Annotated in this window: 22 protein-coding genes; 8 read left to right on the top strand and 14 right to left on the bottom strand. The window is 62.7% G+C overall.

Annotation, left to right across the window (positions count from 1 at the left end):
• Positions 1-59: 59 nt before the first annotated feature.
• The 5 genes from ACE3QM_RS03110 to flgA form a co-directional block, all read right to left on the bottom strand.
• The gene (locus ACE3QM_RS03110) at positions 60-1,397 is read right to left on the bottom strand and encodes a DEAD/DEAH box helicase (RefSeq protein ID WP_374420136.1); all 1,338 of its coding nucleotides are present in this window, start codon (positions 1,395-1,397) and stop codon (positions 60-62) included.
• A gap of 109 nt (positions 1,398-1,506) precedes the next feature.
• On the bottom strand, positions 1,507-2,427 hold the full coding sequence (locus tag ACE3QM_RS03105; protein WP_231463254.1) for a CobD/CbiB family protein: 921 nt from the start codon (positions 2,425-2,427) through the stop codon (positions 1,507-1,509).
• Positions 2,428-2,612: 185 nt separating this feature from the next.
• Positions 2,613-3,077 (bottom strand): flagella synthesis protein FlgN, encoded by a 465-nt coding sequence (locus tag ACE3QM_RS03100; protein WP_048409620.1) that lies wholly within the window; start codon positions 3,075-3,077, stop codon positions 2,613-2,615.
• 23 nt (positions 3,078-3,100) lie between these two features.
• Positions 3,101-3,397 (bottom strand): flagellar biosynthesis anti-sigma factor FlgM, encoded by a 297-nt coding sequence (gene flgM, locus ACE3QM_RS03095; protein WP_374420133.1) that lies wholly within the window; start codon positions 3,395-3,397, stop codon positions 3,101-3,103.
• A 126-nt stretch (positions 3,398-3,523) separates the two neighbouring features.
• A complete protein-coding gene (gene flgA, locus ACE3QM_RS03090) occupies positions 3,524-4,201 on the bottom strand; it encodes a flagellar basal body P-ring formation chaperone FlgA (RefSeq protein WP_374420131.1) in 678 nt (225 codons plus the stop codon).
• A 149-nt stretch (positions 4,202-4,350) separates the two neighbouring features.
• Between flgA and ACE3QM_RS03085 the strand changes: the two genes are divergently transcribed.
• Positions 4,351-6,384 (top strand): autotransporter outer membrane beta-barrel domain-containing protein, encoded by a 2,034-nt coding sequence (locus tag ACE3QM_RS03085; protein WP_374420129.1) that lies wholly within the window; start codon positions 4,351-4,353, stop codon positions 6,382-6,384.
• A 60-nt stretch (positions 6,385-6,444) separates the two neighbouring features.
• Here the strand turns inward: ACE3QM_RS03085 and thrC are convergent, their stop codons facing one another.
• The 4 genes from thrC to ACE3QM_RS03065 form a co-directional block, all read right to left on the bottom strand.
• A complete protein-coding gene (gene thrC / locus ACE3QM_RS03080) occupies positions 6,445-7,857 on the bottom strand; it encodes a threonine synthase (RefSeq protein ID WP_374420127.1) in 1,413 nt (470 codons plus the stop codon).
• The gene (locus ACE3QM_RS03075; RefSeq protein ID WP_048409615.1) at positions 7,857-8,189 is read right to left on the bottom strand and encodes a hypothetical protein; all 333 of its coding nucleotides are present in this window, start codon (positions 8,187-8,189) and stop codon (positions 7,857-7,859) included. Before ACE3QM_RS03075 ends, thrC begins: the two co-directional genes overlap by 1 nt.
• Complete coding sequence (locus ACE3QM_RS03070) at positions 8,182-9,492, bottom strand: homoserine dehydrogenase (protein WP_048409614.1); 1,311 nt, start codon at positions 9,490-9,492, stop codon at positions 8,182-8,184. Before ACE3QM_RS03070 ends, ACE3QM_RS03075 begins: the two co-directional genes overlap by 8 nt.
• 238 nt (positions 9,493-9,730) lie before the next feature.
• Positions 9,731-10,963, bottom strand: a complete 1,233-nt coding sequence (locus tag ACE3QM_RS03065) for a pyridoxal phosphate-dependent aminotransferase (RefSeq protein ID WP_231463264.1) — start codon at positions 10,961-10,963, stop codon at positions 9,731-9,733.
• Between the two features lie 268 nt (positions 10,964-11,231).
• On the opposite strand from ACE3QM_RS03065, the gene ACE3QM_RS03060 reads away from it, so the two are divergent.
• Positions 11,232-11,600: an Mth938-like domain-containing protein gene (locus ACE3QM_RS03060; protein WP_048409613.1), complete on the top strand. Its 369-nt coding sequence runs from the start codon at positions 11,232-11,234 to the stop codon at positions 11,598-11,600.
• A 206-nt stretch (positions 11,601-11,806) separates the two neighbouring features.
• On the opposite strand, the gene ACE3QM_RS03055 is transcribed toward ACE3QM_RS03060, so the two are convergent.
• Both ACE3QM_RS03055 and ACE3QM_RS03050 read right to left on the bottom strand, forming a co-directional pair.
• Positions 11,807-13,123 carry an NAD(P)/FAD-dependent oxidoreductase gene (locus ACE3QM_RS03055; RefSeq protein WP_231463246.1) on the bottom strand — a complete coding sequence of 439 codons (1,317 nt, stop codon included), beginning with the start codon at positions 13,121-13,123 and terminating at the stop codon, positions 11,807-11,809.
• 286 nt (positions 13,124-13,409) lie between these two features.
• Positions 13,410-14,066 carry a pseudouridine synthase gene (locus tag ACE3QM_RS03050; protein ID WP_374420124.1) on the bottom strand — a complete coding sequence of 219 codons (657 nt, stop codon included), beginning with the start codon at positions 14,064-14,066 and terminating at the stop codon, positions 13,410-13,412.
• A gap of 214 nt (positions 14,067-14,280) precedes the next feature.
• Here ACE3QM_RS03050 and ACE3QM_RS03045 point away from each other — a divergent pair, with 214 nt between their 5' ends.
• Entirely contained in the window at positions 14,281-14,988 is a 708-nt protein-coding gene (locus ACE3QM_RS03045) for an alanyl-tRNA editing protein (protein ID WP_048409610.1), read from the top strand.
• Positions 14,989-15,004: 16 nt separating this feature from the next.
• Here the strand turns inward: ACE3QM_RS03045 and ACE3QM_RS03040 are convergent, their stop codons facing one another.
• Positions 15,005-15,922: a LysR family transcriptional regulator gene (locus ACE3QM_RS03040; protein WP_048409609.1), complete on the bottom strand. Its 918-nt coding sequence runs from the start codon at positions 15,920-15,922 to the stop codon at positions 15,005-15,007.
• Between the two features lie 89 nt (positions 15,923-16,011).
• Here ACE3QM_RS03040 and lysA point away from each other — a divergent pair, with 89 nt between their 5' ends.
• On the top strand, positions 16,012-17,283 hold the full coding sequence (lysA, locus tag ACE3QM_RS03035; RefSeq protein WP_374420121.1) for a diaminopimelate decarboxylase: 1,272 nt from the start codon (positions 16,012-16,014) through the stop codon (positions 17,281-17,283).
• Between the two features lie 37 nt (positions 17,284-17,320).
• On the opposite strand, the gene ACE3QM_RS03030 is transcribed toward lysA, so the two are convergent.
• Both ACE3QM_RS03030 and ACE3QM_RS03025 read right to left on the bottom strand, forming a co-directional pair.
• Positions 17,321-17,575 (bottom strand): hypothetical protein, encoded by a 255-nt coding sequence (locus ACE3QM_RS03030; RefSeq protein ID WP_048409607.1) that lies wholly within the window; start codon positions 17,573-17,575, stop codon positions 17,321-17,323.
• 397 nt (positions 17,576-17,972) lie between these two features.
• The gene (locus ACE3QM_RS03025; protein WP_048409606.1) at positions 17,973-18,266 is read right to left on the bottom strand and encodes a BON domain-containing protein; all 294 of its coding nucleotides are present in this window, start codon (positions 18,264-18,266) and stop codon (positions 17,973-17,975) included.
• A gap of 265 nt (positions 18,267-18,531) precedes the next feature.
• Here ACE3QM_RS03025 and ACE3QM_RS03020 point away from each other — a divergent pair, with 265 nt between their 5' ends.
• The 4 genes from ACE3QM_RS03020 to ACE3QM_RS03005 all read left to right on the top strand — a co-directional run bounded on the left by ACE3QM_RS03020 (position 18,532) and on the right by ACE3QM_RS03005 (position 24,970).
• Complete coding sequence (locus ACE3QM_RS03020; RefSeq protein ID WP_374420119.1) at positions 18,532-19,746, top strand: murein transglycosylase A; 1,215 nt, start codon at positions 18,532-18,534, stop codon at positions 19,744-19,746.
• Positions 19,747-20,184: 438 nt separating this feature from the next.
• Positions 20,185-21,651 (top strand): amino acid permease, encoded by a 1,467-nt coding sequence (locus ACE3QM_RS03015; protein WP_053074351.1) that lies wholly within the window; start codon positions 20,185-20,187, stop codon positions 21,649-21,651.
• Between the two features lie 45 nt (positions 21,652-21,696).
• A complete protein-coding gene (locus ACE3QM_RS03010) occupies positions 21,697-23,619 on the top strand; it encodes an aspartate aminotransferase family protein (protein ID WP_374420118.1) in 1,923 nt (640 codons plus the stop codon).
• Between the two features lie 121 nt (positions 23,620-23,740).
• Positions 23,741-24,970, top strand: a complete 1,230-nt coding sequence (locus ACE3QM_RS03005; RefSeq protein ID WP_048409602.1) for an aromatic amino acid transport family protein — start codon at positions 23,741-23,743, stop codon at positions 24,968-24,970.
• The last annotated feature ends 56 nt before the right edge of the window (positions 24,971-25,026 follow it).

Genomic DNA, 25,026 nt, shown 5'->3' with positions numbered 1-25,026 from the left:
GCAGCGCCGCAAGCGATAAAAAACGGCCCTGAAACAGGACCGTTCTTGGCTTGCCGCAATCAGCGGATGATTTCCACCTTGTAGCGCGGTGGCAGCAGCAATGCCGGAACTTCGCGCTTGGTCTTGCGGCTGCGGCGGCTATTCAAGGGCTTCTTCACGCCCTCGGTGCCCGCCAGCGCCGAAGCCTCGGGCTTCGCGACGGCGCTCGCTTGCGGCGCGGGACGCTCTTGCGAACGCGGCGCCAGCCAAGACGGGCGGAAACCGTCGACGATCTGCGGCGTCAGCGTCAGCTTGGTCAGCTTCTCGATAGACTCATGCTGGCGGGTTTCTTCCGGCGACATCAGCGAAATCGCCACGCCCTTGGCGCCCGCGCGGCCGGTGCGGCCAATACGGTGCACATAATCTTCCGGCGCGTTTGGCAGCTCGAAGTTGACCACATAGGGTAGCTCCGTCACATCCAGGCCGCGCGCGGCGACATCGGTGGCCACCAGCACGCGCAGCTTGCCTTCCTTGAACGCGGCAAGGGTTTCCAGCCGCGCGCCTTGGGCCTTGTCGCCATGAATGGCTTCGGCCTGCAGGCCATCGCGCTGCAATTCGCGCGCCAAGCGGTCGGCGCTGAGCTTGGTCTTGCAGAACACGATGACCTGGCTCATATCGCGCGACTTGATCAGATGGCTCAGCAAGTTGCGCTTCTTGAACGCGTCCACCGAGTAGACGATCTGCTCGACCTGGTCGTTGGTCGCGTTCTGGCGCGCCACTTCCACGGTTTGCGGCGACTTCATGAAGTCGGAAGCCAAACGCTTGATCTCCGGCGCGAAGGTCGCGGAGAACAGCAGGGTCTGGCGTTCCTTGGGCAGCATGCCCATGATCTTGCGGATATCCTGGATGAAACCCATGTCCAGCATGCGGTCGCCTTCATCCAGCACCAGCACTTCCACCTTGTTCAACTGAATCGTCTTCTGCTGAATGTGGTCGAGCAGGCGGCCCGGCGTGGCGATCAAAATCTCGACGCCGCGGCGCAGTTCCTGCGTCTGCGGGTCCATATTGACGCCGCCGAACACGGTGGTGGCTCGCAGCGGCAAATACTTGGTATAGGTTTTGACGTTGACGCCGATCTGATCAGCCAGTTCGCGGGTGGGCGATAGCACCAGCGCGCGCAACGGGTGCATGGCCGGCGATACGCTGGTATTGGCGTATTTCTTCAAACGCTCCAGGATGGGCAGCATGAAGGCCGCGGTCTTGCCGGTACCGGTTTGGGCGGCGGCAAGCAAATCGCGGTTGGACAATACCAGGGGAATCGCCTTTTCCTGAATAGGGGTGGGCTGGGAATAGCCCTGCTCTTCGATGGCGCGCAGAATCTCGGGCGACAGCCCGAGTTCGGAAAACAGCATGGACAACACTCCTGCAAAACTCGCGGGGCCTGTTGCGCGCATGCGCCAACACGCCCTCGTATTCAAATGACACGAACCGACAAGGCAACGCCGCCCTAACGGCGGCGTTGGGTCGTCAGCCCATGAGGCTTGCGACGCTGAGCAGCAGAATTACGGCCAGCCATAGCAGGGCGGAGCGCCAAACCAGACCAACCGCGCTTTTCAGGTAGTTGGGGTCGGCCTCATCGCCCAAGCCCAGTTCGGGCCGGAAGCGTAGCGAGTAATCCTGTCTGAGCGGATCGCCCAATTTCACGCCTATCGCGCCCGCGGCCGAAGCCAGCAGAATGCCATTGGCGTAGTTGCCCCAGGTCTTGGCCTGGGAGCGCCAGCAATACACCGCGTCCTCGAAGTCGCCCATGATGGCGAAGCTGGCGGCGGTCAAACGCACCGGAATCCAGTCCAGCCAAGCGGCGGCGCTGGCCGAGAAACGGCCGAACGGGTCTTCATTGACGTCGCGGTTGCCCCATTTCTGATTCAGCATAGAACAAAGGCGATACAACAGGGCCCCAGCCGGTCCCGGCAGCAGCACGAACCAGAACATGGTGCCGAACACATGGCGGTAGCTGTCCACCACCCCTTGCTCGATCGCCAGCCGCGAGATTTCCTCGACCGACAATTCCGCCGTGCCCTGCCCGGTCCAGTTCGCCAGCGCCACGCGGGCATCCAGGTCGCGACCCTCGGCCAAGGCCAGGGATATCTCGGAGAACGCGCTGGAAAAGTGGCGGAAACCCATGGTCAGGTACAGGACCAGGACATTCCACAACATCGCCAGAATGGGACTCAAAGCATGCAGCGCATAGTAGATCAGCAAACTGAGCAGCACCGCCGGCACGATGGCCAAGGACCACGCCAACACGCCGTGTCGATTGGAGCCGGCATTCAGATTGCGTTCCAAATGATTGGCGTAGCGGGTGAACAGCAGCCAGACGCGGTTGCGGTTGCCCAGCGGCCGCAGTTGCTCCAGTGCCAGAGCGATAATCAAGGAAATCAGGGTCATTGGTTCTGGATAGTGGTTTCTCAGGCCCGGAGTGGAAGATACCATAAAGACCCTGCCATTCCCACTTCTCCTTGAGAATAGACTCTAAAAACCGCGAGTGGCCGGCAAGCCAGCCACGCGGAAACGACAAGAGCGCCACGCGGGCGCTCTGTGATGACGGTGCTGACGGCGAGCTTTGACAAGCGCTAGGCGGAGCCCAGAAAGCGCCGCCCAGTGGCTAGCTCCGGCAACTGACCGGCCTTGTCGTAACCGACGGTGGAAGCCGCCGCCTCGCGCAGGGTGCTCAGCGCGCCCTCCACCAGCGACAGACGCTGGTCGATGAAATTGCCGTTGAGCTGGTTGATGCTTTGCGCGCGCTGGATCGCCTCTTCCAGCCCGGTCCAGGCCAGACTCGCCTCCGGCTTGTCCGCCAGCCAGATATAAACGGTCTCGCTATCCTGCACGCCTATCTGCCGCATCAGCTCGCCGCGCTGCGCGGCGCTGGCCGCCAGCAGGTCCAGCACGCCGCTCTTGCTTTCTGCCAAGGCATCCAGTTGAACATCGAAGCCCTTGATCAGGATTTTCTGTTCCTGCTCCAGCAATGCGACCAGCCGGGCGACGAGATCGCTCTCGGCCCGGCACAGTTGGGTGAATTCTTCAACAACGTTCATGCCTGACTTTCACTACCTAGCCGCTAACGCGCCAGCAATTCCTTGGTGGAGGCGATCAAGCCATCGGCGATCTTTTCCGGATTGACGCTGAAAGTGCCAGCGGCGATGGCGGATTTGATCGCGTCCACTTTGCCGGCGTCGAAGCCGGAATCGCTGCCCACCTTGCTCTCAACGGCGCTGAGGCGGCTGGCAAGGGGATTGATCGTCACGCTGTCGGACCCCGCGCCGGCAGGGTTGGCGCTAGCCGCCGCGTCCCGCTGCACAGTCTTGTTCTGGGCGCTATAGCTGGCCGGCAGCTTGCCCGAGTTATCTACTTTCATGGCGTAGCCTTCCCAAAGGGAACCTGAGTTACCTTTATTATCGGACGGAAAAACAATATCTTGAAGACTTTATCGGAATTATCCGGTCAAGCGCCTCGCCAAGCAACGACAAAACGCCGCGCGGCTTCAAAATATGACCATGACGCTGCCGTCGGCCAGCACTTGGCCGCGAATCACCCGGCCGGAAGTCATGCGCACCGACACCTGCTCGCCCTCGGCGGCATTGCCAATCGCCAAACCGTCCGCCGCCGCGGCGAAGCCCTCGCCCGAGGCCACCACTTTCACGCGCTGATTGCTGCGCACAAGGTAGGGCGCGCGCACCATGAAGCTGCGCAGCCAGGCGCCGGCCGGCGCGCCAGTGCGCATGGTCTTGCCTATCGCCTGCTGCAAATCGTCCAGCACATTGCGCGCCAGGCTGGGGTTGGCCACATCGATCAGCCGTACGTCCTCGGCGCTCAGCACCTCGCCGGCGGCCACCGCGCGGCTTAGCGCCACGCCCATTTTCTTTTCGTTGATCCGCACCGGAATTCTCAAGGCCCAGCCCTGTTCCGGGCAGGAAACCGAGATGAAGGTGGCGCCGGTGGTCACGCCCGGATTCGCCCAGTCGGCCTTGGGCTGGACGCAGGCCGGCACGGCCAGCTTGCGGTCCAACTGCCCCAGCGTCCAGGTAGCGGGGCGCATCGACAGCTCGTGCTTGAGGAAATCACCCGCCAGCGCTTCCAGCCGCCCCAGGTCCTGCGTGCCCGCCGCGCATGCCAAAACAGCCCAGGCGCAGCAGGTCATCCAGAGAAATAAACGTTGCATTCCCCCATTCTAGCGCAAGCCGTGGCCAGGCCGCAGCCGCCTCCGTCATTGACATCTGCGCGCCAGATTCAAATAATCGTTCGAATAGAGCTTAGACTCTTAAACCTAAATAAATAATTCAGCACATAAAACCGGAAGGGGACATTCCAATGAAAAAACGTCTGAACACGCTGGCGCTGGCCACTCTGCTGGCGATGCCGACCGCCGCCAACGCCTATAGCAATTTCTATTTCTTCGGCGACAGCCTGACCGACACCGGCGCCTTCGGCGGCCTGGGCGGCCTGCCGGCCAACGCCCGCTGGACCCTGGCATACGGCACCGGCTGGGCCGAGGCGCTGGGCCAGCGCTATGGTCTGAGCGTGACGCCCAATAACGCTCTCAACAGCCATATCGCCAATACCGCCGGCAACAACTTCGCCCAGGGCGACGCGCGTGCGCAGCCGGCGAGCCCGCCCAACACCAATCCCGACACCCCCAGCCAAACGCCGGCACCCGACGCGATCCAGGTCACCGACTTGCCGGGCCAAATCAGCGCCTATCTTGGCCAGAAAGGCCAAAAGGCAGATCCCAACGCCGTTTACGCGGTATGGATAGGCGGCAACGACGTCATCGCCGCCGCCGGCCAGAGCAACCCGACGGCGTATCTGGGCTCCTCCGCAAGCTATACCGCGCAAGCGGTGGCCAGTCTAAAGGCTGCGGGCGCCAACACCATCATCCTGCCGAATCTGCCGGATATCTCGGCGGCGCCGCTGGCGGTGCTCGGCGCCATCCAGAACGCCTTGCCCGGAGCGGCTAATGCCGGCAAAGTGGCCACCGCCTGGGGGGCCGCATGGTATGTGCTAAGCACCGGCCAGACCAGCAATTCCCCGACCTTGATCAATCAGGCGCTGAGCCAGGCGGAAACCGCCGCCGGCTTGAGCGCCGGCACCTTGACCTCCGCCTATGCCGCGGTACAGCCCAATCTGCAAAAAGGCGCCAGCGGCTACAATCAGTTGGTGGATATGGCGCTCAGCGCCGGCAATCTGCAACATGGCGTGGTCAGGGCCGATATCGCCGGCCTGTTCTCGGAGATTCTGGCCAATCCGCGCGCTTACGGCTTCAGCAACACCTCCGGCTCGGCCTGCCCGCAATCCGCGCTGTACTGCCTGGCCGCAAACGTGCCGGGGCAGAACTATATGTTCACCGACGCGCTGCACCCCACGCCCGCCGCCTACCGGCTGATCAGCGATTATCTCTACGGCTTGCTGCAAGCGCCCTATTTCGCCGGCGCGCTGCCGGAATCCGCCTTGAACAACGCCCGCCAACTGGGTGGAACGCTGGACAGCCGTTACCAGGCCATCCGCGCGCAGAAACGCGAGATCGGCACCGTCAGCGCCTTTGTCAGCGGCGCCTTCAATGACGACAAGGTCGGCTACGATGCGCTGTCTGCCAAGCCGCAAGGCCGGCTATACACGGTGGGCATGGACTTTCAGGCCAGCCAGGCGCTGAGCCTGGGCCTGGCGATGTCGCGCCAGAACGGCAAGATCGACATCAACGGCATCGCCACGCCGGGCAGCGTCGACGACCGCAGCACGCTGATGAGCGCGCTGTTCAGCTACAAGCAGGAACGGTTCTGGGTGGACGGCGACGCCCATATCGGCGCCGGCGACATCGACACCAGCCGCAATGTGACGCTGGGGAGCGTGCAAGTCGCGCTGAAAGGCAGCGCGCGCCAAAGCCAATACGGCCTGCGCATCAACGGCGGCTACAGCTTCCCGCTGGGCGCTTACCGCACCGGCCCTATCGCCGGCCTGGATTACGCCCACGTCAAGGTCAACGGTTTCACCGAGCAAGGCGGCAATAGCAGCAGCATGGCCTTCAACGCGCAAAACAACACCTCGCTGGTGGCTCGCGTGGGCTGGCAGCTGGAGGCCGACATCGGCCGTTTCAGCCCCTACGCCAAGGTTAGCTACGCGCACGAGTTCAAGCGCGACGACCGCGTGGTCACCGCCGGCGTGGCCAATACCCTGGGCGACTACAGCGTGAACCTGGGCAAGCCCAAGGCGGATTGGCTGGAATGGACCGCCGGCCTCAGCGCTCAGTTGAACAAGAGCGTGTCGATGTTTGGCCAGCTCAGCGCCATCAGCGGACGCAGCGGCAGCAGCCAGACCGCCGGCAATATCGGCGTGGCGCTGTCGTTTTAATCGCTCACGGCATAAAAAAACGGCCCCTTGCGGGGCCGTTTTCCCTGACGCCAAGCCGCGTCAAGATGCCAGCGTCTGCTCGATATAGGCCTTGACCTTGACCGCATCCGCCGGGAACACCACCACTTTTTGCGGCAGATCTTCCAGACCTTCAAAGCCCTCCGGTCGCGGCGGATCGCGGTCCAGCGCTTCGCGGATGGTGTCGGCGAACTTGGCCGGCAAGGCGGTTTCCAGGCAGACCACGGTTTCGCCCGGCCGGCGCAGCTCGCGCGCCACCTTGATGCCATCGGCGGTATGGGTGTCCACCACCACGCCGTCTTCGGCCGCTACCTGACGTATCGTCGCCAGGCGGTCGGCATGGCAGCTCTTGCCGGAGACAAAGCCGAACGCCTCGGCGGCGGCGGCCTGCTGCGCGGCGGACAATTCAAAGCCCTGACCAGCATCCACTTGCCGCCACAAGCCCTTCAGCGTCTCGGCGTCGCGCCCCAGCAGATCAAACACGAAACGCTCGAAGTTGGACGCCTTGGAGATGTCCATCGACGGGCTGGAGGTGACATAGGTGTTGGCGGTGCCGCGCGGACGGTAAGCGCCGGTACGGAAAAACTCGTCCAGCACGTCGTTCTCGTTGGTGGCCACCAGCAGGCGTTCTATCGGCAAACCCATCTGGCGCGCGATATGGCCGGCGCAGATATTGCCGAAATTACCCGACGGCACGCAGAAGCTGACCTTCTCCTCATTGCTCGCCGTGGCGTTGAAATAGCCCTTGAAGTAGTACACCACCTGGGCCACCACACGCGCCCAGTTGATGGAGTTGACCGTGCCTATCTTGTGGCGCGCCTTGAAAGCGTGGTCGTTCTGCACCGCCTTCACGATGTCCTGGCAGTCATCGAACATGCCCTGGATCGCGATATTGTGGATGTTGGCGTCCTGCAGGCTGTACATCTGCGCGCGCTGGAACGGGCTCATCAGCCCATCCGGGCTCAACATGAATACCTGGATGCCGGCCTTGCCGCGCATCGCGTACTCGGCGGCGCTGCCGGTGTCGCCCGAGGTTGCGCCCAGGATGTTCAGGCGCTCGCCCTTCCTGGCCAGCACATACTCGAACAGATTGCCCAACAGCTGCATCGCCATGTCCTTGAAAGCCAGCGTCGGGCCATTGGACAGTTCCAGAATGGCAAGGCCATCATGCAGCCGCTTCAGCGGGGTGATTTCCTCGCTGCCGAACACCGCGCGGGTATAGCTGCGCTCGATGATGGACTTGAGATCATCTGCCGGAATGTCGGTGGCGAACAGGCGAATGATTTCAAAAGCCAGTTCGGCGTAGGACAGGCCGCGCCAGGCATCCAGCTGCTCGCGGCCGATCTGCGGATAGCTTTCCGGCAGCACCAGGCCGCCATCGGGCGCCAGGCCCATCAGCAGAATGTCGCTGAACGATTGCGGGGCCATGCCGCCGCGGGTGCTGATATAACGCATCAGGGAGTTTCCAGATATTGGGCGCAGGCGGCGGACGCGTCCTTCATCCGCTGTTTGCCGCGCGGGTCGTCTTTCTTGATCTGGCCGGTCAGCACGCCCATCACCTCTTCCGAGGAGAAGCGGCCGGCCAGATGCTGGCTGGCGCATTGGCAGTATTTCTGCACTTGCTCCGACGAGTGCTGACCGACGCCGTCCGAGGCCGGCGTGCGCTTGACGCAGCCGCGCATCAGAAAACCCTGCAGCAGGCTGTGCTGGCCGGAGGACAAGGGCGTCGCCCCGGCGCTGGCCAGGATCAGACCGGCGCCGAGGCCGGTCAGCCAGCGTTTAATCATTCAGTTCTTCCATGCGCAGGCGCACCACCTTGCCGGTAATGCTTTCCAGCGCCTCAATGCCGGAGATGGCGCGGTCTATCGCCTGCTCCTGCACGCGATGGGTCAGGATCACCACCTCGGCGGTGCCGTCGGACACCGAGCCTTTCTGGATCACCGCCTCGATCGAGATACCATTCTCCGCCAGCAAGCGGGTGATATTGGCCAGCACGCCGGCGCGGTCGGCGGCGCCGATGCGCAGGTAGTAGGAACTGACCACATCGGAAATCGGCAGGATGGGCAGATTCTGCAATTGGTCCGGCTGGAAGGCCAGGTGTGGCACGCGATGCTCCGGATCCGCCGTCAGCAAGCGGGTCACATCGACGATGTCGGCCACCACCGCGGAGGCGGTGGGCAGCGCGCCGGCGCCAGCGCCGTAGTACAAGGTCGGCCCCACCGCGTCGCCCTTGGCCAGCACCGCGTTCATCACGCCATTGACGTTGGCGATCAGCTGACGCGCCGGGATCAGCGTCGGATGCACGCGCAATTCGATGCCGGCGGCGGTGCGCCGGGTCAGACCCAGCAGCTTGACGCGGTAGCCCAGCTCTTCGGCGTACTTGATATCGCGTCCTTCCAGCTTGCTGATGCCTTCCAGGTAACAGCGGTCGAACTGCATCGGGATGCCGAAGGCCAGCGCCGCCATGATGGTGAGCTTATGGCCGGCATCATGGCCTTCGATGTCGAAAGTGGGATCGGCTTCGGCGTAACCCAGCTGCTGCGCCTCGGCCAGCACTTCAGCGAAGCTCGCGCCCTTTTCACGCATCTCGGTCAGGATGAAGTTGGAGGTGCCATTGATGATGCCGGCAATCCATTCGATGCGGTTGGCGGACAAGCCTTCGCGCAGCGCCTTGATGATGGGGATGCCACCGGCCACAGCGGCCTCGAACGCCACCATCACGCCCTGCTCCTGAGCGCGGGCGAAGATCTCGGTGCCATGCAGCGCCAGCAGCTTCTTGTTGGCGGTGACCACGTGCTTGCCGTTGGCGATGGCCTGGAGCACCAGCTCCTTGGCCACGGTGTCGCCACCTATCAGTTCCACCACGATGTCGACATCGGGGTTGTTCACCACCTGCATCGCGTCGGCCACCACGTCCACGTCCGGACCCAGCAGCGATTGCGCGCGCGCCTGATTGCGGTTGGCCGCCTGTAATAAGCGGATCTGGCGGCCGGCGCGACGGCTGATTTCCTCGGCGTTGCGTTTGAGAACGGTGGCGGTGCCGCCACCCACAGTCCCCACGCCCAATAGGCCGATATTGATCGGTTTCATTCGCTGCTCCCTGTCTCTAGTATTCTGTCCCCGCCCGCGGCGGCCATGCGCAAGGATGGTGCGCGCGGCTCGCGTCGGCGGCCGGCCCTGATCAAAAGCCGCTCCGCCTGGCCGCTGCTGGCGCAGCGGGCGTGTGTCCCAAGTCTTCTTTGCCAACGGACCGCATCCGCTGGCAAAGAAGGCCTGATGGCAAGACGGGGGCCGCCGCCCCCGCTTGCCGCTTCAATCGGGCGCCGCTTCAGGATTCGGCGCCGTGACGCTTGCGGTAGCTTTCCAGGAAGCGCGCGATGCGGCCAATCGCTTCCACCAAGTCGTCGGAGTTGGGAAGGAATACCACGCGGAAGTGATCCGGCGCAATCCAGTTAAACCCTGTGCCCTGCACCAGCAGCACTTTCTCTTCCTGCAGCAACTCCAGAATGAATTGCTGATCGTCGCCTATCGGATAGACCTTGGGGTCCAGCCGCGGGAACAGATAGAGCGCACCCTGCGGCTTGACGCAGCTGACGCCGGGAATGTCAGTCAGCAGCTTGTGCGCCAGGTCGCGCTGACGCGCGAGGCGGCCGCCCGACGCCACCAGGTCGTCTATGCTCTGGTAGCCGCCCAGGGCGGTCTGGATCGCGAACTGCGCCGGCACATTGGCGCACAAACGCATCGAGGCCAGCATGTTCAGGCCTTCGATATAGTCCTTGGCGTGCTTTTTCTCGCCGGACAGAATCATCCAGCCGGCGCGGTAGCCGCAAGCGCGGTAGTTCTTGGACAGGCCGTTGAAGGTGACCACGAACAGATCCGCCGCCAGGGAGGCGATGGAGGTGTGCTTGACCTCGTCGTACAGCACTTTGTCGTAGATTTCGTCGGCGTAGATGATCAGCTGATGCTGGCGCGCCACTTCCACGATCTGCTTGAGCAGCGCCGGCGGATAGACCGCGCCGGTGGGGTTGTTGGGGTTGATCACCACGATGGCGCGGGTGGCCGGCGTGATCTTGGCGCGGATATCGTCGATGCTGGGGAACCAGCCCTGCTCTTCATCGCACAGATAATGCACCGCCTTGCCGCCAGCCAGGCTGACGCCGGCCGTCCACAGCGGGTAGTCCGGCGCCGGCACCAGCACTTCGTCGCCATTGTCCAGCAGCGCCTGCATCGCCATCACGATCAATTCCGACACGCCGTTGCCGATGATGATGTCGTCCATGCCGACATTGGGCAATTGTTTCTGCTGCGCATAGTGCATGATCGCCTTGCGCGCGGCGAACAAGCCCTTGGAATCGGAGTAGCCGGAAGCCGACGGCAGGTTGACGATCACGTCCTCGATGATTTCGTCCGGTGCGAAGAAGCCGAACGGCGCCGGGTTGCCGATGTTCAGCTTGATGATGCGGTGACCGTCGTCTTCCATCTTCTTGGCGTGCTCTAGCACCGGACCGCGGATGTCGTAACAGACGTTGGCGAGTTTTTGCGATTTATGGACTGGCTGCATGGCGACAATGGTTTCCGTGGCTGGCCGGCCGCCGGAGGCGGCGGTCTTGCCCTGGCGACGCGGTTTGTGTTCTTTCATGTGATCTCTTTGGATGCCCCGCTCGGGCGGCTGGCCGCGGCCAGTTTGCAGCGGCGTTCAGCGGCGGGGTGGAGTTATAATCCTATCCCAATCTCTGATGCACTGCACTAAATAGGACCAAGCGCCCAGGGCACCGGCCGCGCCGGGCCGCGACGGCTGCGCCAAGTCCGCGAAACCGGGAAGCACTCATATGAAAATGCAGCAATCGCTGGGGCAGGGAAAAAACCTGTTCACCGGCTACGGCGAAGGCCATGTTCTGATCAACGCCCAACGCCATGACGGCAATCTGATCGTGACGCCGGACAGCGTAGAGCCCTGGCCGGTGGCCGCTTTCGAAGAGCTACAGGAGAGCCACTTCAGCGCCTTGCTGGCCCTGCAGCCGGAAGTGGTGCTGTTCGGCAGTGGCAAGCATCTACGCTTCTGCCACCCGCGGCTGTCCGCCGCGCTGACCACCGCCGGCATCGGCGTGGAAACCATGGATACCCAGGCCGCCTGCCGTACCTTCAATATTCTGCTGGCGGAAGACCGCCGCGTGGTGGCCGCGCTGCTGGCGCTCTAAGAACCTGCTTACGATCTCGCGAGCAAGAGCGAGACAAGGCGAAAACGAGCGAAAAAGCGGAATGTACTCGTGGTACATGAGCATTTTGAGCTTGTACTCACCGTGTAACAGTCCACGACGCGCAGCAGATCGTAAACAGGATCTAAACCCAACGCCATAAAAAAGCCCGCCATCCAGGCGGGCTTTTTTGTCATGGGCTGACCGCCTCAGTGCAGCTTCAAGGACGGCCGCGCCGCCCGGCGCAATTTGTCGCCGATATAGAGCAGGCCGGCCAGCACCCAGCCATGCACCGCCGCCTGATGCATGCGGTACAGCGAGCTATAGATCAGCTTGGCGCCAAGACCCTCCACATAGTAATCGCGCTTGGGTCCCACCACCGCCGCCAAGCTGCCCACCGCGCTGTGCTTGCCCAGCGACACCAGCATGCCTTGCGGCTTGAACGCGAACGGCTTGCCCTGACGACCGGCCACGCGTCGGCTCAACTCGTCCGCCAGCCAGCGCGCCTGCTGGTGCGCCACCTGGGCGGTGGCCGATAGATTGCGACCGCTGTCGCCGTCCGGCGCCTCGGCGCAATCGCCCAAGGCATACACGCAGGCCGCGCCTTGGCAGCGCAGCCACGGGTCCACTTGCAGCTGGTTGATGCGGTTGGTCTGCAAGCCTCCCAAACCGGCCAGCCAGGCGGGGGCCTTGACGCCGGCGGCCCAGACGGTGATGTCGGCGCTCACCTTGGCGCCATCCTGCAACTCCACGCCGTCGGCGCACACCGCCGCGACCCGGCTACCGGTCAGCACCTTGATATTGCGCGCGGCCAACTGCTCTTGGGCATAAGCGGACAGCGACGGCGGCGCAGCGGCCAGGATGCGGTCGGCCCCCTCGATCACGCTGATTTCCACGCGCTCCGGCTGCAGACGCGCGCCGTAATGATGCAGTTCGCACAAGGTATGATTCAGCTCCGCCGCCAATTCAACACCGGTGGCGCCGCCGCCGACGATGGCGATGCCCAGCTTGGCCAGCGGCTGCTGGCCGCTGCTGCAGCGGAAGGCAAGTTCCAGCACTCGGTGACGCAGCTTCTCGGCGTCGTCCGGCGTGTTCAGGAACATCGCGTGTTCACCGACGCCGGGCGTGCCGAAGTCGTTCGCTTCGGCCCCCACCGCCATCACCAACCAGTCATAGGGCACTTCGCGCGGCGGGCTCAGTTGCTCGCCGCTTGCGTCCTTCACTTCGGCCAGCAGAATGCAGCGCCGCTCGGTATCCAGCGACTGCATATAACCAAACTCGAACTCATAGCCATTGCGGTAACCGTGAGCGAAGTAATTCACCTCGTCCTCGCCAGTATTGAGCGCGCCGGTGGCCACCTCGTGCAACAAGGGTTTCCAGATATGAGTGGGAGAACCGTCGACCAGCACGATGCGGGCCTTGTGCTGCGTGCCCAAGGTGCGTCCCAGCCGGGTAGCGAGCTCCAGGCCGCCGGCGCCTCCACCGACGACGACAATGCTGGGCAATGCGGAGTTGCGACTTAGCATGACAGATCCTTACAAGGTAGAAATCTCTAAACAAGGACGCTGGCGACAACGCGCTTGTTTAGGGAGTTCTTGCTTCAGATCAAAACGGAAGTATGCACAGACTGGCAAGGCTAGCCAATCTTTTATGGCCCCAAACGCCGCTGGCATCGCGATGACGCGATGGCCGAACGCGGCTCAGCCGACACTTTGGGCGATATTGGAGGGGAATGGACGTGACGCGGCCAACGGGGAATAGGCGCGCAAATCAAGCTGCGGCGCGGCATGGCCGCGCGCGCTGGTTTACAATTCAGAATGGCGCTTTGGCGTCGAAGCTCATCTCTTCGCGAGTGATGGGGTGACGCAGAGTCAGCCGCTCCGCATGCAGCAGCAGACGATCGGCCTTGGCCAGCACCGCCTCCGGCGCATAGATGTCATCGCCCAGAATGGGGTGACCAAGGTGCAGCATATGCATGCGCAACTGATGGGCGCGGCCAGTCTCCGGCTCCAGCTCCACGCGGCTGCATTGGCGCTGACTGTCACGCAGCACCACCCGGTAGTGGGTGATCGCCTGCTTGCCGTGCTCAAAGTCCACTTTCTGACGCGGGCGGTTGGGCCAGTCTATGATCAGCGGCAGGTCTATGGTGCCACTGTTCTGCTCGACGATGCCGTCCACCACCGCCAGATAACGCTTGTCCACCTTGCGCTCCATGAAGGCGATGGACAAAGCGCGCTGCATATTGGCGCCGCGTCCCATCACCACCAGGCCGGAAGTGGCCATGTCCAGTCTATGCACGGTCAGCGCGTCGGGATAGACCCGCTGCGCGCGGCTGATCAGGCAATCCGCCTTGTCCTCGCCGCGGCCAGGCACGGACAACAGCCCCGAGGGCTTGTTCAGCACCAGCATGGCTTCATCGACGTAGATCACGTCGAGTCCGGTGTCGGGCGGCGGAGTGTAATGTTCCAAATTATGGCGGAGGGTCATGACGGCAACAGACTGAAACGCTGAAAAGGCGGCGATTATCAGCGCTAAACGCCGCAGCGACAAGCTGTAGCCGTGATTTTTCGCCAGCGCTGTCTCTTGAAATCCACAACCGCCGGCAGCATTCTCAAATGATGACGGCCACGTTTCTCCCTGGCCGCGGTCCCTCCCCGGAATCTCCTCGAAAGGATGCTTCACCATGGCAGAGCGTTTTTACATCGATCCCTACCAGACTCGGCTGGAAACCCGCGTGGCACGACATGACGACGCCGGCCTGGTGCTGGAAGACACGCTGTGCTATCCGCTGGGCGGTGGCCAGCCCGGCGACACCGCCACGCTGAGCTGGGACGGCGGCGGCTGTGCGATAAACGACACCCGCCGCGACCGCGAAACGCGCGCCATCGTCCATCTGCTGCCCGCCGATACACCACGGCTCGCCGCCGGCACGCCGGTCACGCTGGAGCTGGATTGGGCGCGCCGCCATCGCCACATGCGCATTCACACCTGTCTGCACTTGTTGTCGGTGGTGATCAAGGCCGGCGTCACCGGCGGCAATCTGAGCGCGGAATCCGGCCGCCTGGATTTCGATCTGCCGGAAGGCATGGAACTGGATCGCGAGCACATCGAGAGCGAACTGAATCGCCTGGTGGCGGAAGACCGCGCGGTGCGCATCGAAATGAGCAGCGGCGAGGCGCTGCAACGACAGCCGGAGCTGATCAAGACCATGTCGGTGACGCCGCCGCTGCACTTGCCGGAAATCCGCCTGATCAATATCGACGGCATTGATCTGCAGCCCTGTGGCGGCACCCATGTGCGCAGCACCGGCGAGATCGGCCCGGTGCTGGTGAAGAAGATAGAAAGCAAGGGTGCGCGCAATAAGCGGGTGGTGGTGGCGCTGCGCGACTAAGCCCCCACCGGCGGCATCAGCCGGCCGACGCCTCCAGGCGCCGGCCGATATGGGCCAGCTCCGTTTTCAGACAATCGACAAAGCGCGCCAGCAGCGGCGAGGCTGGACGGTGCAATGGCCGCACCAGATTGACCGCGAACGGAATCGACACGCTGAAGCGCCTGGTCGCCAAGCCATGCCCGGCGTACTCCAGCGCCGTCAAGGGATTGACGACGGCTACGCCTATGCCTTGGCGCACCATCGCGCAAACCGATGCCGCGCTATGGGTTTCCACCAACATGCGCCGCTCGATGCCGCGCTCGGCGAACACTTGGTCCAGTTGCTGGCGGTAGCTGTCGGTGACCGCCAAGCTGATGAACGCCTCCCCGGCAAAGTCTTCCGGGCTTAATACCGGCCGCTCGAGCAAGACATGGCCTTCAGGCAGCACGCAGACTTCGTCCGCCAGCAGCAAGGACTCCAACTCGGTGCCGGCCGGCGCATGGCCGCTTTCGCTCAGGCCCAGGTCGTGGCGCTGCGCCGCCAGCCATTCCTCCAGCAAAGGCGACTCCTGCGGCGCGATGCTCAGACTGACACCCGGCGTCCGCTCCAGGAAAGCGCGGGCGACCGCCGGCAGCAAGGCCTGGGCGAACACCGGCAGGCAGGCGATGGACAGCTGTCCACGCTCGAACTGCCGGATGGCGGCGGCGCTGCTGACGATGCGCTCCAAGCCCAAATAGCTGCGCTGCACTTCTTCGAACAGCTGTAAACCCTGCGCGCTAGGTCGCAGCCGGCCGCGGCTGCGTTCGAACAGGCTCATGCCCAGCAATTGCTCGCAACGCGCCAGCTCACGGCTGACCGTGGGCTGCGAGGTGCGCAGCAGCGCGGCGGCCTCGGTCACGCTGCCGGTGGTCATCACTGCTCGGAACACTTCGATATGGCGTAGGCTGATCCGCATGCGCCCCTCCGCTGAAACACCCTCAACCCATATCATAAATGAAAGAACTTGCGATAATTTGATATTTTATTTTTGCCGTAGCAGGCGCGATGATGTGGCCATCCCCCACTTTCGATCCGCCTAATATGAAATGCTTCACGCCTAAGCAGCTTGCCGCCCTCGCCCGCCAGTACGGCGGACCACTGTGGGTCTATCACGCCGACACCATCCGCCAGCGCATCGCCGAACTGAAATGCTTCGACGTGATCCGCTACGCGCAGAAAGCCAACTCCAACACCCACATCCTGCGGCTGATGCGGGAACAGGGGGTCAAAGTGGACGCGGTATCGCTGGGTGAAATCGATCGCGCGCTGGCCGCCGGTTACCAGGCCGACTCCGCCGAGCCCTCCGACATCGTGTTCACCGCCGACGTGCTGGACCACGCGACGCTGCAGCGGGTGGTGGCCACGGGCATCACCGTCAACGCTGGCTCCATCGACATGCTGCGCCAACTGGGCGCGGCAGCGCCCGGCCACAAGGTCTGGCTGCGCATCAATCCCGGCTTCGGCCACGGTCATAGCCAGAAAACCAATACCGGCGGCGAGAACAGCAAGCACGGCATCTGGCACCAACAGCTCTCCGAAGCCTTGGCGGTGATACGTCAATACCGGCTGCATCTGGTTGGCCTGCACATGCATATCGGTTCCGGCGTCGACTACGACCACCTGCAGCAGGTCTGCGGCGCCATGGTCCAACTGGTTGCCGACCTGGGACACGATATCGAGGCTATTTCCGCCGGTGGCGGCCTGTCCATTCCCTACCGCGACGGCGATGCCCGCATCGACACCGCGCATTACTTTGGGCTCTGGGATGCTGCGCGACAGCAGATCGCAAGCCGGCTAGGCCATCCGGTACGGCTGGAAATCGAGCCCGGCCGCTTCCTGGTGGCCGAGGCCGGGGTGCTGATCAGCGAAGTGCGTGCAGTCAAGATGATGGGCAGCCGCCATTTCGTACTCGTGGATGCCGGCTTCAATGACCTGATGCGGCCCGCGCTGTATGGCAGCCATCACGAGATTTCAGTGCTGACGGCTGAGGGCGAGCAGAAGAGCGGGAACATTCCCAGCGTGGTGGCCGGTCCCTTGTGCGAATCGGGTGATGTATTCACCCAGCAAGAAGGCGGCCTGGTGGAAAGCCGCATGCTGCCCGATGCCCAGGTTGGCGATTTGCTGGTGTTCCACGACGCCGGCGCTTACGGCGCCGCGATGTCCTCCAACTACAACAGCCGCCCGCTGTTGGCAGAAGTCCTAGTGGATGGCGACACCAGCCGCCTGATCCGCCGCCGCCAGACGATGGCGGAACTGCTGGCCTTGGAACAGGTGTAGCGCGAACCACGCGGCCGGCTCAAAGCCGGCCGCGCGCTCAGCACAATTTCAAATCCGCCAGCGTTTCCTGAAACGCCTGAAAAATATCCTGGTAGCTGGCGTAACCATCGAAGACCCCCACCACTTGCGGTGCCTGTAGGCCACGCGCCAGCAATTGCTGGCCGCGGCGCGAGCGTGGACTCAGCGCGCGCAGCCGCTGGCTGCGCTCGTCCCAGTAGACCAGCTTGGCCTCTTCCGAGCCCTCCAGTCTGGAAATCAGTTTGTCCACTTGCTCCGCCGGCTGTTGCTGCATGCGGTGAGAGAAGGTCCTGCCAAGTAGGGGTGCGTATGCCATGAGTCTGTGCCCGGTGCTTTGCAGTTGGACGGCATCCGCGCCAAACCGCTAATTTAAAAACCATGATCCGGCCACAGCCCCATTCCGGCGCCCATATGCCGCCAGCAAAAGCGGCCCCCGCCTCAAACAGGGGATTCAAGGCTGTCGGCCGACAGCACCTGACATTTTTCTGAATATGAGACGCCGCCACAATCGGATTAATCTTAAATTCAGCGTATAGATCCAACGCTAGCACGGCGGATATTCGTCTCGTGTTCCCGCCTGATCACCACATGGCGGTGGAAATGACGACAGGGCGCCAAAGCGCCCTGTCGCGTTGTGCTGGCCCGCCCAGCCGGCAGGAAGACCCGCTAGCTCAGTTCTTCGGCACCATATTGTTGATGACGAATTTGACGCCCGGCACTTTCTCGGCGATCTGACCGGCCTTGAACATCTGCTGATCGTCGGTCATGCCGCCTTCTATCGTCACTTCGCTCTTCTTGCTGCTCACTTTCAGCCCCAGCGTCTGCAGTTCGGCATCGCTGTTCAGCGCCTGCTGCACGCTGGCGGCCAGTTCTTCATCGGTCGGCGGGGTCTGTTCGGCATGGGCCAGGGCGGCAACGGACAACAGGGAACTCAACAGCAGCGCGCGAATGCAAAAACGTTTCATCAGTCTCTCCAGTGATATGGCCTGCAAGCGCTCAAGCCTCGGGCTCCAGCGCAAAAGTTTTACCGCATACTAGCGAGGAAACTTTTCAATTTTGTTGCCGGTCCATGACAACGTAGCGCAATGGCCGCGTCATTGGCGGCGACGCAACAATTGCTGACGCACGCAATCCCCCGTCATGCTTGGCGCAGCGTAGAATCAAGCCGGTTCGCAATCACCCCGTTGTCCAGTCCCGTTTCAGAGAATCGTCCGCATGTTAAGAAAATGGTTGTTGTTGCTGCTCGTCATCGGCCTCGCCGCCTGTTCCACCTCCAGCCCTCCCGGCAAGCCCGGCGGTGGGCCGCGGGACACCGGAACACCAAACGCGCTGCCGGCCTGGGGCCAGCAGGAGCTGGGCGATACGCTGGCCGCCTTGAAACAAAGCTGCAAGGCCATCGCCAAAAAACCCGGCTGGGCGGATGTCTGTCGCCAGGCCGATGGCATTTCCAATGAGAACGCCCCGGCCGTGCGCCAGTTTTTCGAAAACCGCTTTGCCGCCTGGAAAGTCAATGACGGCAGCCGCGATAGCGGGCTGATCACCGGTTATTACGAGCCGCTGCTCAGCGGCAGCCGCATGCGCAGCGCGCGCACGCCCTGGCCGGTCTATGGCATTCCGGCGGACTTTTACAGCGTGGACGTGCCGCAGGCGGCGCGCGGCAAGTCCAGCCTGATGGCTCGTCGCAGCGGCCCCAACCGGCTGACGCTGAGCCCGACCGGCGATATTGAAGTCCGCCCCGCCGACTTTCCCGCCGACGCGCGCGGCACGCGCTTGAAAGGCCGGCTGGACGGCAAGCGTCTGCTGCCATACTACACTCGCGCCGAAATCAATCAGGGCAAGGGTGTGGCCAATGCGCCCATTCTCGCCTGGGTTGAAGACCCGGTGGAGTTGTTCTTCCTGCAAGTGCAAGGTTCCGGTCGCATCCAGCTGGATGACGGCAGCTTCGTCCACATCGGCTACGCCGAACAGAACGGCTATGGCTATCAATCGATAGGCAAGTGGCTGGTGGACAAGGGCGAACTGACCATGAGCAATGCATCGATGCAGGGCATCAAGGACTGGCTGGCGCGCAACCCGCAGCGCCAGCAGGAACTGTTCGCGGTCAACCCCAGCTATGTGTTCTTCAAGACCTTGCCCGGAGACAACGGCGGTCCGGTGGGCGCCTTGGGCGTGCCGCTGACCGGCGGCTACAGCATCGCGGTCGATCCGCGCTACATCCCTCTGGGCGCGCCGGTCTATCTCGTCACCACCTGGCCGCACTCGAGCCAGCCGCTGGCGCGGCTGGTTCACGCCCAGGATACCGGCAGCGCGATCAAGGGCGCCGTGCGCGCTGATTTCTTCTGGGGCTACGGCACCGAGGCCGGCATGTACGCGGGCAGGATGAAGCAGCAAGGCAATCTGTGGATGCTGCTGCCCAAAGGCATGAACCCTTCCCAGGCGCTGTAAAACCTGTTTCGAGTCCACCGCGCATCATGACTCGGAACACGTTTTTCAGCCGCAACGCCTTGTTTCGCTCTTGCCCGAGACTTTGAGCAAGCGCTAAAAAGCCAGCCCTCTTCCGCGGCGCCGTCTCTTCGGCGCCGCGCTTGCTTTGTCTTTCCTGCCGGTCTCCCGGCGCGTTCTCTCTTCCCCATCTCACTGCGCATCGCGCGAAGTCCTGTCAAACCCCCTCCATGGCCTGATCCGCGAGCATAAGGCTCCAACTTAGGGAAACCCTTGCCAGACAAGGTTTTCCCCTGTCTTTTCAAATATCCCATACGAATTATCTTTTATTGCATTTTCCTAATGTTGACTTTCATCAAGTGGACACAAAGGCGAAATTACTAAGATTTTCGAAATTTTTAGTTTGAACGTTTTTATTGTTTTATTCGATGGAGATCAAAAATGACGACCGTAGATAAGACGCCTCCCAAGATCAGCGTCTTCGCCTTCGTCATGATCACCGCCGCCGTAGTCGTCAGCGTCCGCACGCTGCCGATGACCGCGCAGCCGGGGATGATGACGATTTTTCTAACACTGGCAGCCGCCTTGCTGTTCCTGGTTCCCACCGCGCTGGTGTCGGCCGAGCTCGCCACCGCCTGGCCGCAGGACGGCGGCCTGTTCATCTGGGTGCGCGAGGCCTTCGGCGAGCGCATGGGCTTTGTCGCGGTGTGGATGCAGTGGATACAGATGGTGTTCGGCATGACCTCCATCATCATGATCATCGCCGCCACTTTCGCCTATGTGTTCAACCCGGCCCTGGCCAGCAACAAGCTCTACATGCTGGCGATGATCCTGGGCATCTGGTGGGCTTGCACCCTGGTGAACATGCGCGGCGTGAAAACCCTAGGCTGGGTGTCCACCATCTGCGTGAGCCTGGGCGTATTCATGCCCGGCGTGGTGCTGATCGGCTGCGGCATCGCCTATCTGGCCGGCGGCCACCCGATCATGACCGATGTGTCCTGGAGCTGGAACAACCTGGTGCCTAGCTTTAGCGACAGCGGCACCCTGGGCTTGTTCATCGGCTTCATCTTCGTGGTGATGGGCATGGAAGTGTCCGCGTCCAACGTCTCCTCCATCAAGGATGCCCGCCGCAATTACCCGATCGCCATCATCCTGGTGTCGGTGATCATGGTGCTGCTGTCGGTGATCGGTTCCGCCGCCATCTTCGTCGCCATTCCCAAAGAAAAGATCTCGATGACCGCCGGCCTGATGCAGGCGTTCGAGCTCTATTTCAATCAATGGGGCATGGGCTGGCTCGCTCCGGTCATGGGCTTGTGCATCGGTCTGGGCCTGGTTGGCCAAGTGAACTCCTGGGTGCTGGGCCCGGTGCGCGGCCTGCAAGCCACCGCCGACTCCGGCGCGCTGCCGGAATTCCTGCAAAAGACCAATCGTCACGGCGTGCCGGTGACCCTGGTGCTGATCCAGGCGGTGGCCATCACCATCGTCGGCGTGCTGATCACCGTGATGCCCAATGTGGATAACTTCTACTTCATGTTGATGGGCCTGACCGGGCTCGTCTACCTGGTGGCTTACCTGTTCATGTTCTCCGCCGCCATCTATCTGCGCTACAAGCGCCCGGACGTGGAACGCAGCTTCCGCGTTCCCGGCGGCAAGCTCGGCATGTGGATCTGCTCCGGGCTCGGCCTCGCCATCTCGCTGCTGGCCGGCTACCTGGGCTTCATCCCGCCCGGCAGCTTCCATGGCTCCGCCCATGAATACCTGCAGTTCCAGCTCATCGGCCTCGCCGTCATGGTGGTGATCCCCTTCCTGGTTTACGCCTATGGCCAAAAGGCCAAGCACGCCCGCTCCGCCGGCGTCGCGCCGCGTACCTCGCCCGCCAGCAAGGCGCGTCCCGCCGAAGGCAAATGAACCCGCTGCTTCAGCCTCACTATCAAATTACAAGGTAAATCCGACATGACCAGCCAGAATTCTTCCTCGCTCAACGTCGATGCTCTGTTCATCGGCCCCAAATCCGAAAACCGCGTGTTCTTCAAGGAAATGATGGAATACGCCGTCTCCGAGCACCTGCACTGGCGCGCCGACTTCCACCCGGAAGACCCGGCGCTGGTGACACCGGTGGAGCAGCACGCCACCGACTTTCGCCAAACCCTGTACCGCACCGAAGGCATCCTGCGCCAGCTGTCTTCCAAGCTGAAGAACACCTCGGTGCCCTGGTTCTCCCCGCGCTATCTGGGCCACATGAATGCCGACACGCTGATGGTGTCGAACCTGGCCTACGTGATGACCATGATGTACAACCCGAACAACTGCGCGCACGAAGCCTCGCCCACCACCACCGAGCTGGAAGTGGAAGCCGGCCTCGATCTGTGCCGGATGTTCGGCTACGACCCCAAGCGCGGCTGGGGCCACATCACCTCCGGCGGCACCGTGGCCAACTATGAAGGCATGTGGGTGGCGCGCAATCTGAAGACCATTCCGCTGGCCATCGCCCAGCATGAAAAAGCGCGCGACCTGGTGGCCGGCAAGAGCGAACGCGAACTGCTGAACCTGTCCCCCAGCGCGGTACTGGACCTGACCGACGAATTGAAAAAGCGTGGTCTGTTCGAAGAAGTGCGCGCGCTGTCCTGCCGCGGCGTCGGCATCAAGCAAGGCTCGCTGGGCAAGATCCTGGTGCCGCAGTCCAAGCATTACTCGTGGATGAAGGCGATGGACGTGCTGGGCATCGGCCAGGAACACATCGTGCCGCTGCCGGTGGACGAGAACTACCGCACCGACGTGGCCAAGATGCGCGAAATCACCTTCCGCCTGATCGAGGAAGGCCACCCCATCCTGGCCATGGTGTCCGTGGTGGGCACCACCGAGGAAGGCTCCATCGACCATGTCGACGAGGTGATCAAGCTGCGCGCCGAGTGCGAGCAGAAATACGGCGCCTCCTTCTACGTGCATGTGGACGCGGCCTACGGCGGCTATGTCCGCGCGATGTTCCTCGACGAAAACAATCAGTTCATGGACTACGACGCGCTGGTGGCGCGCTACCGCGCCGAGGACATCATCCCGGCCGGCGTGACCTGGCCCAAGCGCGAAGTCTATGAAGGCTTCAAGGCAATGGCCGAGGCCGACTCCATCACCGTGGACCCGCACAAGGTGGGCTACATCCAGTACGCGGCCGGCGCCGTGTGCATGAAGGATAAGCGCATCGTCGACCTGATCTCCTACCACGCCGCCTATGTGTTCGAAGAAGTGGACGAGGACGCCGGCGCCGACACCAAGGTGGTGCTGGGCTCCTCCATCATGGAAGGCTCCAAGGCCGGCGCCACCGCCGCCGCGGTATGGGCCGCCCATCGCCTGGTGCCGCTGAACATCGGCGGCTACGGCAAGGTGATCGCTCGCGGCATCGTGACCGCCGACTGGTTCGCCCAGCGCCTGGCCACGGCCAAGCCGCTGACCGTGGGCCGCCGCCAGTTTGAAGTGCGCCCCATCATGCATCCAGACTTCCACATGGTGAACTTCACCTTCAAGGAAATCGGCAACGACAGCCTGGAAGACCACAACCGCTTGAACAAGAAGATGTACGAAATCTGCTCCTACGCTTCCGGCCGCACCTACACCAACGACTTCCTGACCTCCTCGACTTCGCTGTCGGTGGAAGAGTACGGCGACACCCCGTGGCACTACGTGGCCAGCCGCGGCTTCAGCCGCGCCGAATGGGACAAGGTGGAAAGCGTCTACATCCTGCGCGCCGCGGTGATGACCCACTTCCTGCGCAAGGCCGAAGACTTCGACGCCTACTGGGAACAGTTGCAAAGCGTCTTCGCCGCCAAGCTGGCCCAGATCGTCGATCTCGACGGCAAGGCCGATGCGCGCATCGCCGCCTGATACAAGCGCTCCCGGCCTGGCCGGGAGCTTTTTTTCATTACCAGACCCAACGCTGACTATGAGTTTGTCCGGCTTTTACGAACGCATCCTTCTCTTCATCAAGGATGGTTGAGGATTCCCCATGCAAGTCAATTTCAAGGCCATAGGCGCCACCTTGCTGATTTCCGGCACCATGCTGGGCGCCGGCATGCTGGCGCTGCCGCTGGTTTCCGCCGGCATGGGTTTCGGCTATGCCTGCCTGACCCTGTTTCTGATCTGGATGTTGATGACCTATACCGGGCTGATGCTGCTCGAGGTCTGTCTGTCCTTCCCCGAAGGCTACGGTTTCGACGCCATCGCCAAGGCGCTGTTCGACACCAAGGGCAGCTATCTGATCAACGCCAGCCTGCTGCTGCTGCTCTACGCGCTCTCCTCCGCCTACATTTCCGGCGGCGGCTCCACCTATAAATCCAATCTGCACCAGTACCTGGGCCTGTCGCTGTCCCCGGCTCTGGTATCGCTGGCCTTCACCCTGCTGATAGGCGGCATCGTCTTCGTCAGCACCAATGCGGTGGACAAGGTCAACCGGCTGCTGTTCAGCCTCAATGTCCTGATCTTCCTCGCGCTCAGCACGGTGATCCAGCCCTATGTCGATACCGGCAATCTGTCGGAAAGCTCGGACTCGGCCAAATACATGCTGGCCGCCATCCCGATGTTTCTGACCGCCTTCGGCTTCCACGGCAGCGTGCCCAGCATGGTCAAATACCTGGGCCGCGACCAGCCGCGCACGCTACGCAATGTGTTCATCGCCGGCAGCCTGATCCCGATGGGCATCTATCTGCTGTGGGTGTTCAACACCCTGGGCGCGCTGCCGCGCTACGGCAGCCACAGCTTCCAGGCCATTTCCTCGCATAACGGCTCGGTGGGCATGTTCTTGGACGAGTTCCACGCGCTGGTGCCCACGCCGCAGGTCCCCTCACTGCTGTCCGCCTTCTCGTCCATCGCGCTGTTCACGTCCTATCTTTGCGTATCGCTCGGCCTGTTCGACGCCATGGCCAGCACGCTGAAACGCAGCGACGACACCCGCCAGCGCCTGCAGACCGCGCTGATCACCTATCTGCCGCCACTGGGATTCGCGCTGTTCTTTCCCAGCGGCTTCGTCGCCGCGCTGGGCGCCGCGGCCATCTTCCTGGTGATCCTGGCCATCCTGTTCCCGGCGCTGGCGCTGATCAAGCTGCGCCGCCAGGAAGATTACCAGCCCAGCTATCAAGTCAGCGGCGGCGGCACCCTGCACTGGGCGATAGGCGGCGCCGGCATCGCCATCATTCTGTTCCAGCTCTTGGTGATGCAGGGGCTGCTGCCCGTGTTCTGACGGCGCGTCCGCGCCGTCGTCCGGATGCGCGGCCGTAAACGCCGCGCATCGCAATC

This window comes from Chromobacterium sp., assembly GCF_041912965.1.
Taxonomy (GTDB): domain Bacteria; phylum Pseudomonadota; class Gammaproteobacteria; order Burkholderiales; family Chromobacteriaceae; genus Chromobacterium; species Chromobacterium aquaticum.
The sequence above is the reverse complement of the archived record's forward strand: the minus strand, read 5'-3'. Positions and strand labels throughout refer to the sequence as shown.

Coding starts and splice junctions, on each gene's coding strand:
- thrC (WP_374420127.1), bottom strand. CDS start 7,857: ATGCGTTATATCAGCACCCGCGGCGGCATGGCCCCGCAATCGTTCAGC.
- ACE3QM_RS03030 (WP_048409607.1), bottom strand. CDS start 17,575: ATGCAGCAACAGCCGGCGGAGCAAGTGGACAAACTGATTTCCAGACTG.
- ACE3QM_RS03005 (WP_048409602.1), top strand. CDS start 23,741: ATGCAAGTCAATTTCAAGGCCATAGGCGCCACCTTGCTGATTTCCGGC.
- ACE3QM_RS03105 (WP_231463254.1), bottom strand. CDS start 2,427: ATGACCCTGATTTCCTTGATTATCGCTCTGGCACTGGAGCAACTGCGG.
- ACE3QM_RS03010 (WP_374420118.1), top strand. CDS start 21,697: ATGACCAGCCAGAATTCTTCCTCGCTCAACGTCGATGCTCTGTTCATC.
- ACE3QM_RS03055 (WP_231463246.1), bottom strand. CDS start 13,123: ATGCTAAGTCGCAACTCCGCATTGCCCAGCATTGTCGTCGTCGGTGGA.
- ACE3QM_RS03085 (WP_374420129.1), top strand. CDS start 4,351: ATGAAAAAACGTCTGAACACGCTGGCGCTGGCCACTCTGCTGGCGATG.
- ACE3QM_RS03070 (WP_048409614.1), bottom strand. CDS start 9,492: ATGAAACCGATCAATATCGGCCTATTGGGCGTGGGGACTGTGGGTGGC.
- ACE3QM_RS03040 (WP_048409609.1), bottom strand. CDS start 15,922: ATGCGGATCAGCCTACGCCATATCGAAGTGTTCCGAGCAGTGATGACC.
- flgM (WP_374420133.1), bottom strand. CDS start 3,397: ATGAAAGTAGATAACTCGGGCAAGCTGCCGGCCAGCTATAGCGCCCAG.
- ACE3QM_RS03060 (WP_048409613.1), top strand. CDS start 11,232: ATGAAAATGCAGCAATCGCTGGGGCAGGGAAAAAACCTGTTCACCGGC.
- ACE3QM_RS03065 (WP_231463264.1), bottom strand. CDS start 10,963: ATGCAGCCAGTCCATAAATCGCAAAAACTCGCCAACGTCTGTTACGAC.
- lysA (WP_374420121.1), top strand. CDS start 16,012: ATGATGTGGCCATCCCCCACTTTCGATCCGCCTAATATGAAATGCTTC.
- ACE3QM_RS03045 (WP_048409610.1), top strand. CDS start 14,281: ATGGCAGAGCGTTTTTACATCGATCCCTACCAGACTCGGCTGGAAACC.
- ACE3QM_RS03100 (WP_048409620.1), bottom strand. CDS start 3,077: ATGAACGTTGTTGAAGAATTCACCCAACTGTGCCGGGCCGAGAGCGAT.
- flgA (WP_374420131.1), bottom strand. CDS start 4,201: ATGCAACGTTTATTTCTCTGGATGACCTGCTGCGCCTGGGCTGTTTTG.
- ACE3QM_RS03075 (WP_048409615.1), bottom strand. CDS start 8,189: ATGATTAAACGCTGGCTGACCGGCCTCGGCGCCGGTCTGATCCTGGCC.
- ACE3QM_RS03015 (WP_053074351.1), top strand. CDS start 20,185: ATGACGACCGTAGATAAGACGCCTCCCAAGATCAGCGTCTTCGCCTTC.
- ACE3QM_RS03025 (WP_048409606.1), bottom strand. CDS start 18,266: ATGAAACGTTTTTGCATTCGCGCGCTGCTGTTGAGTTCCCTGTTGTCC.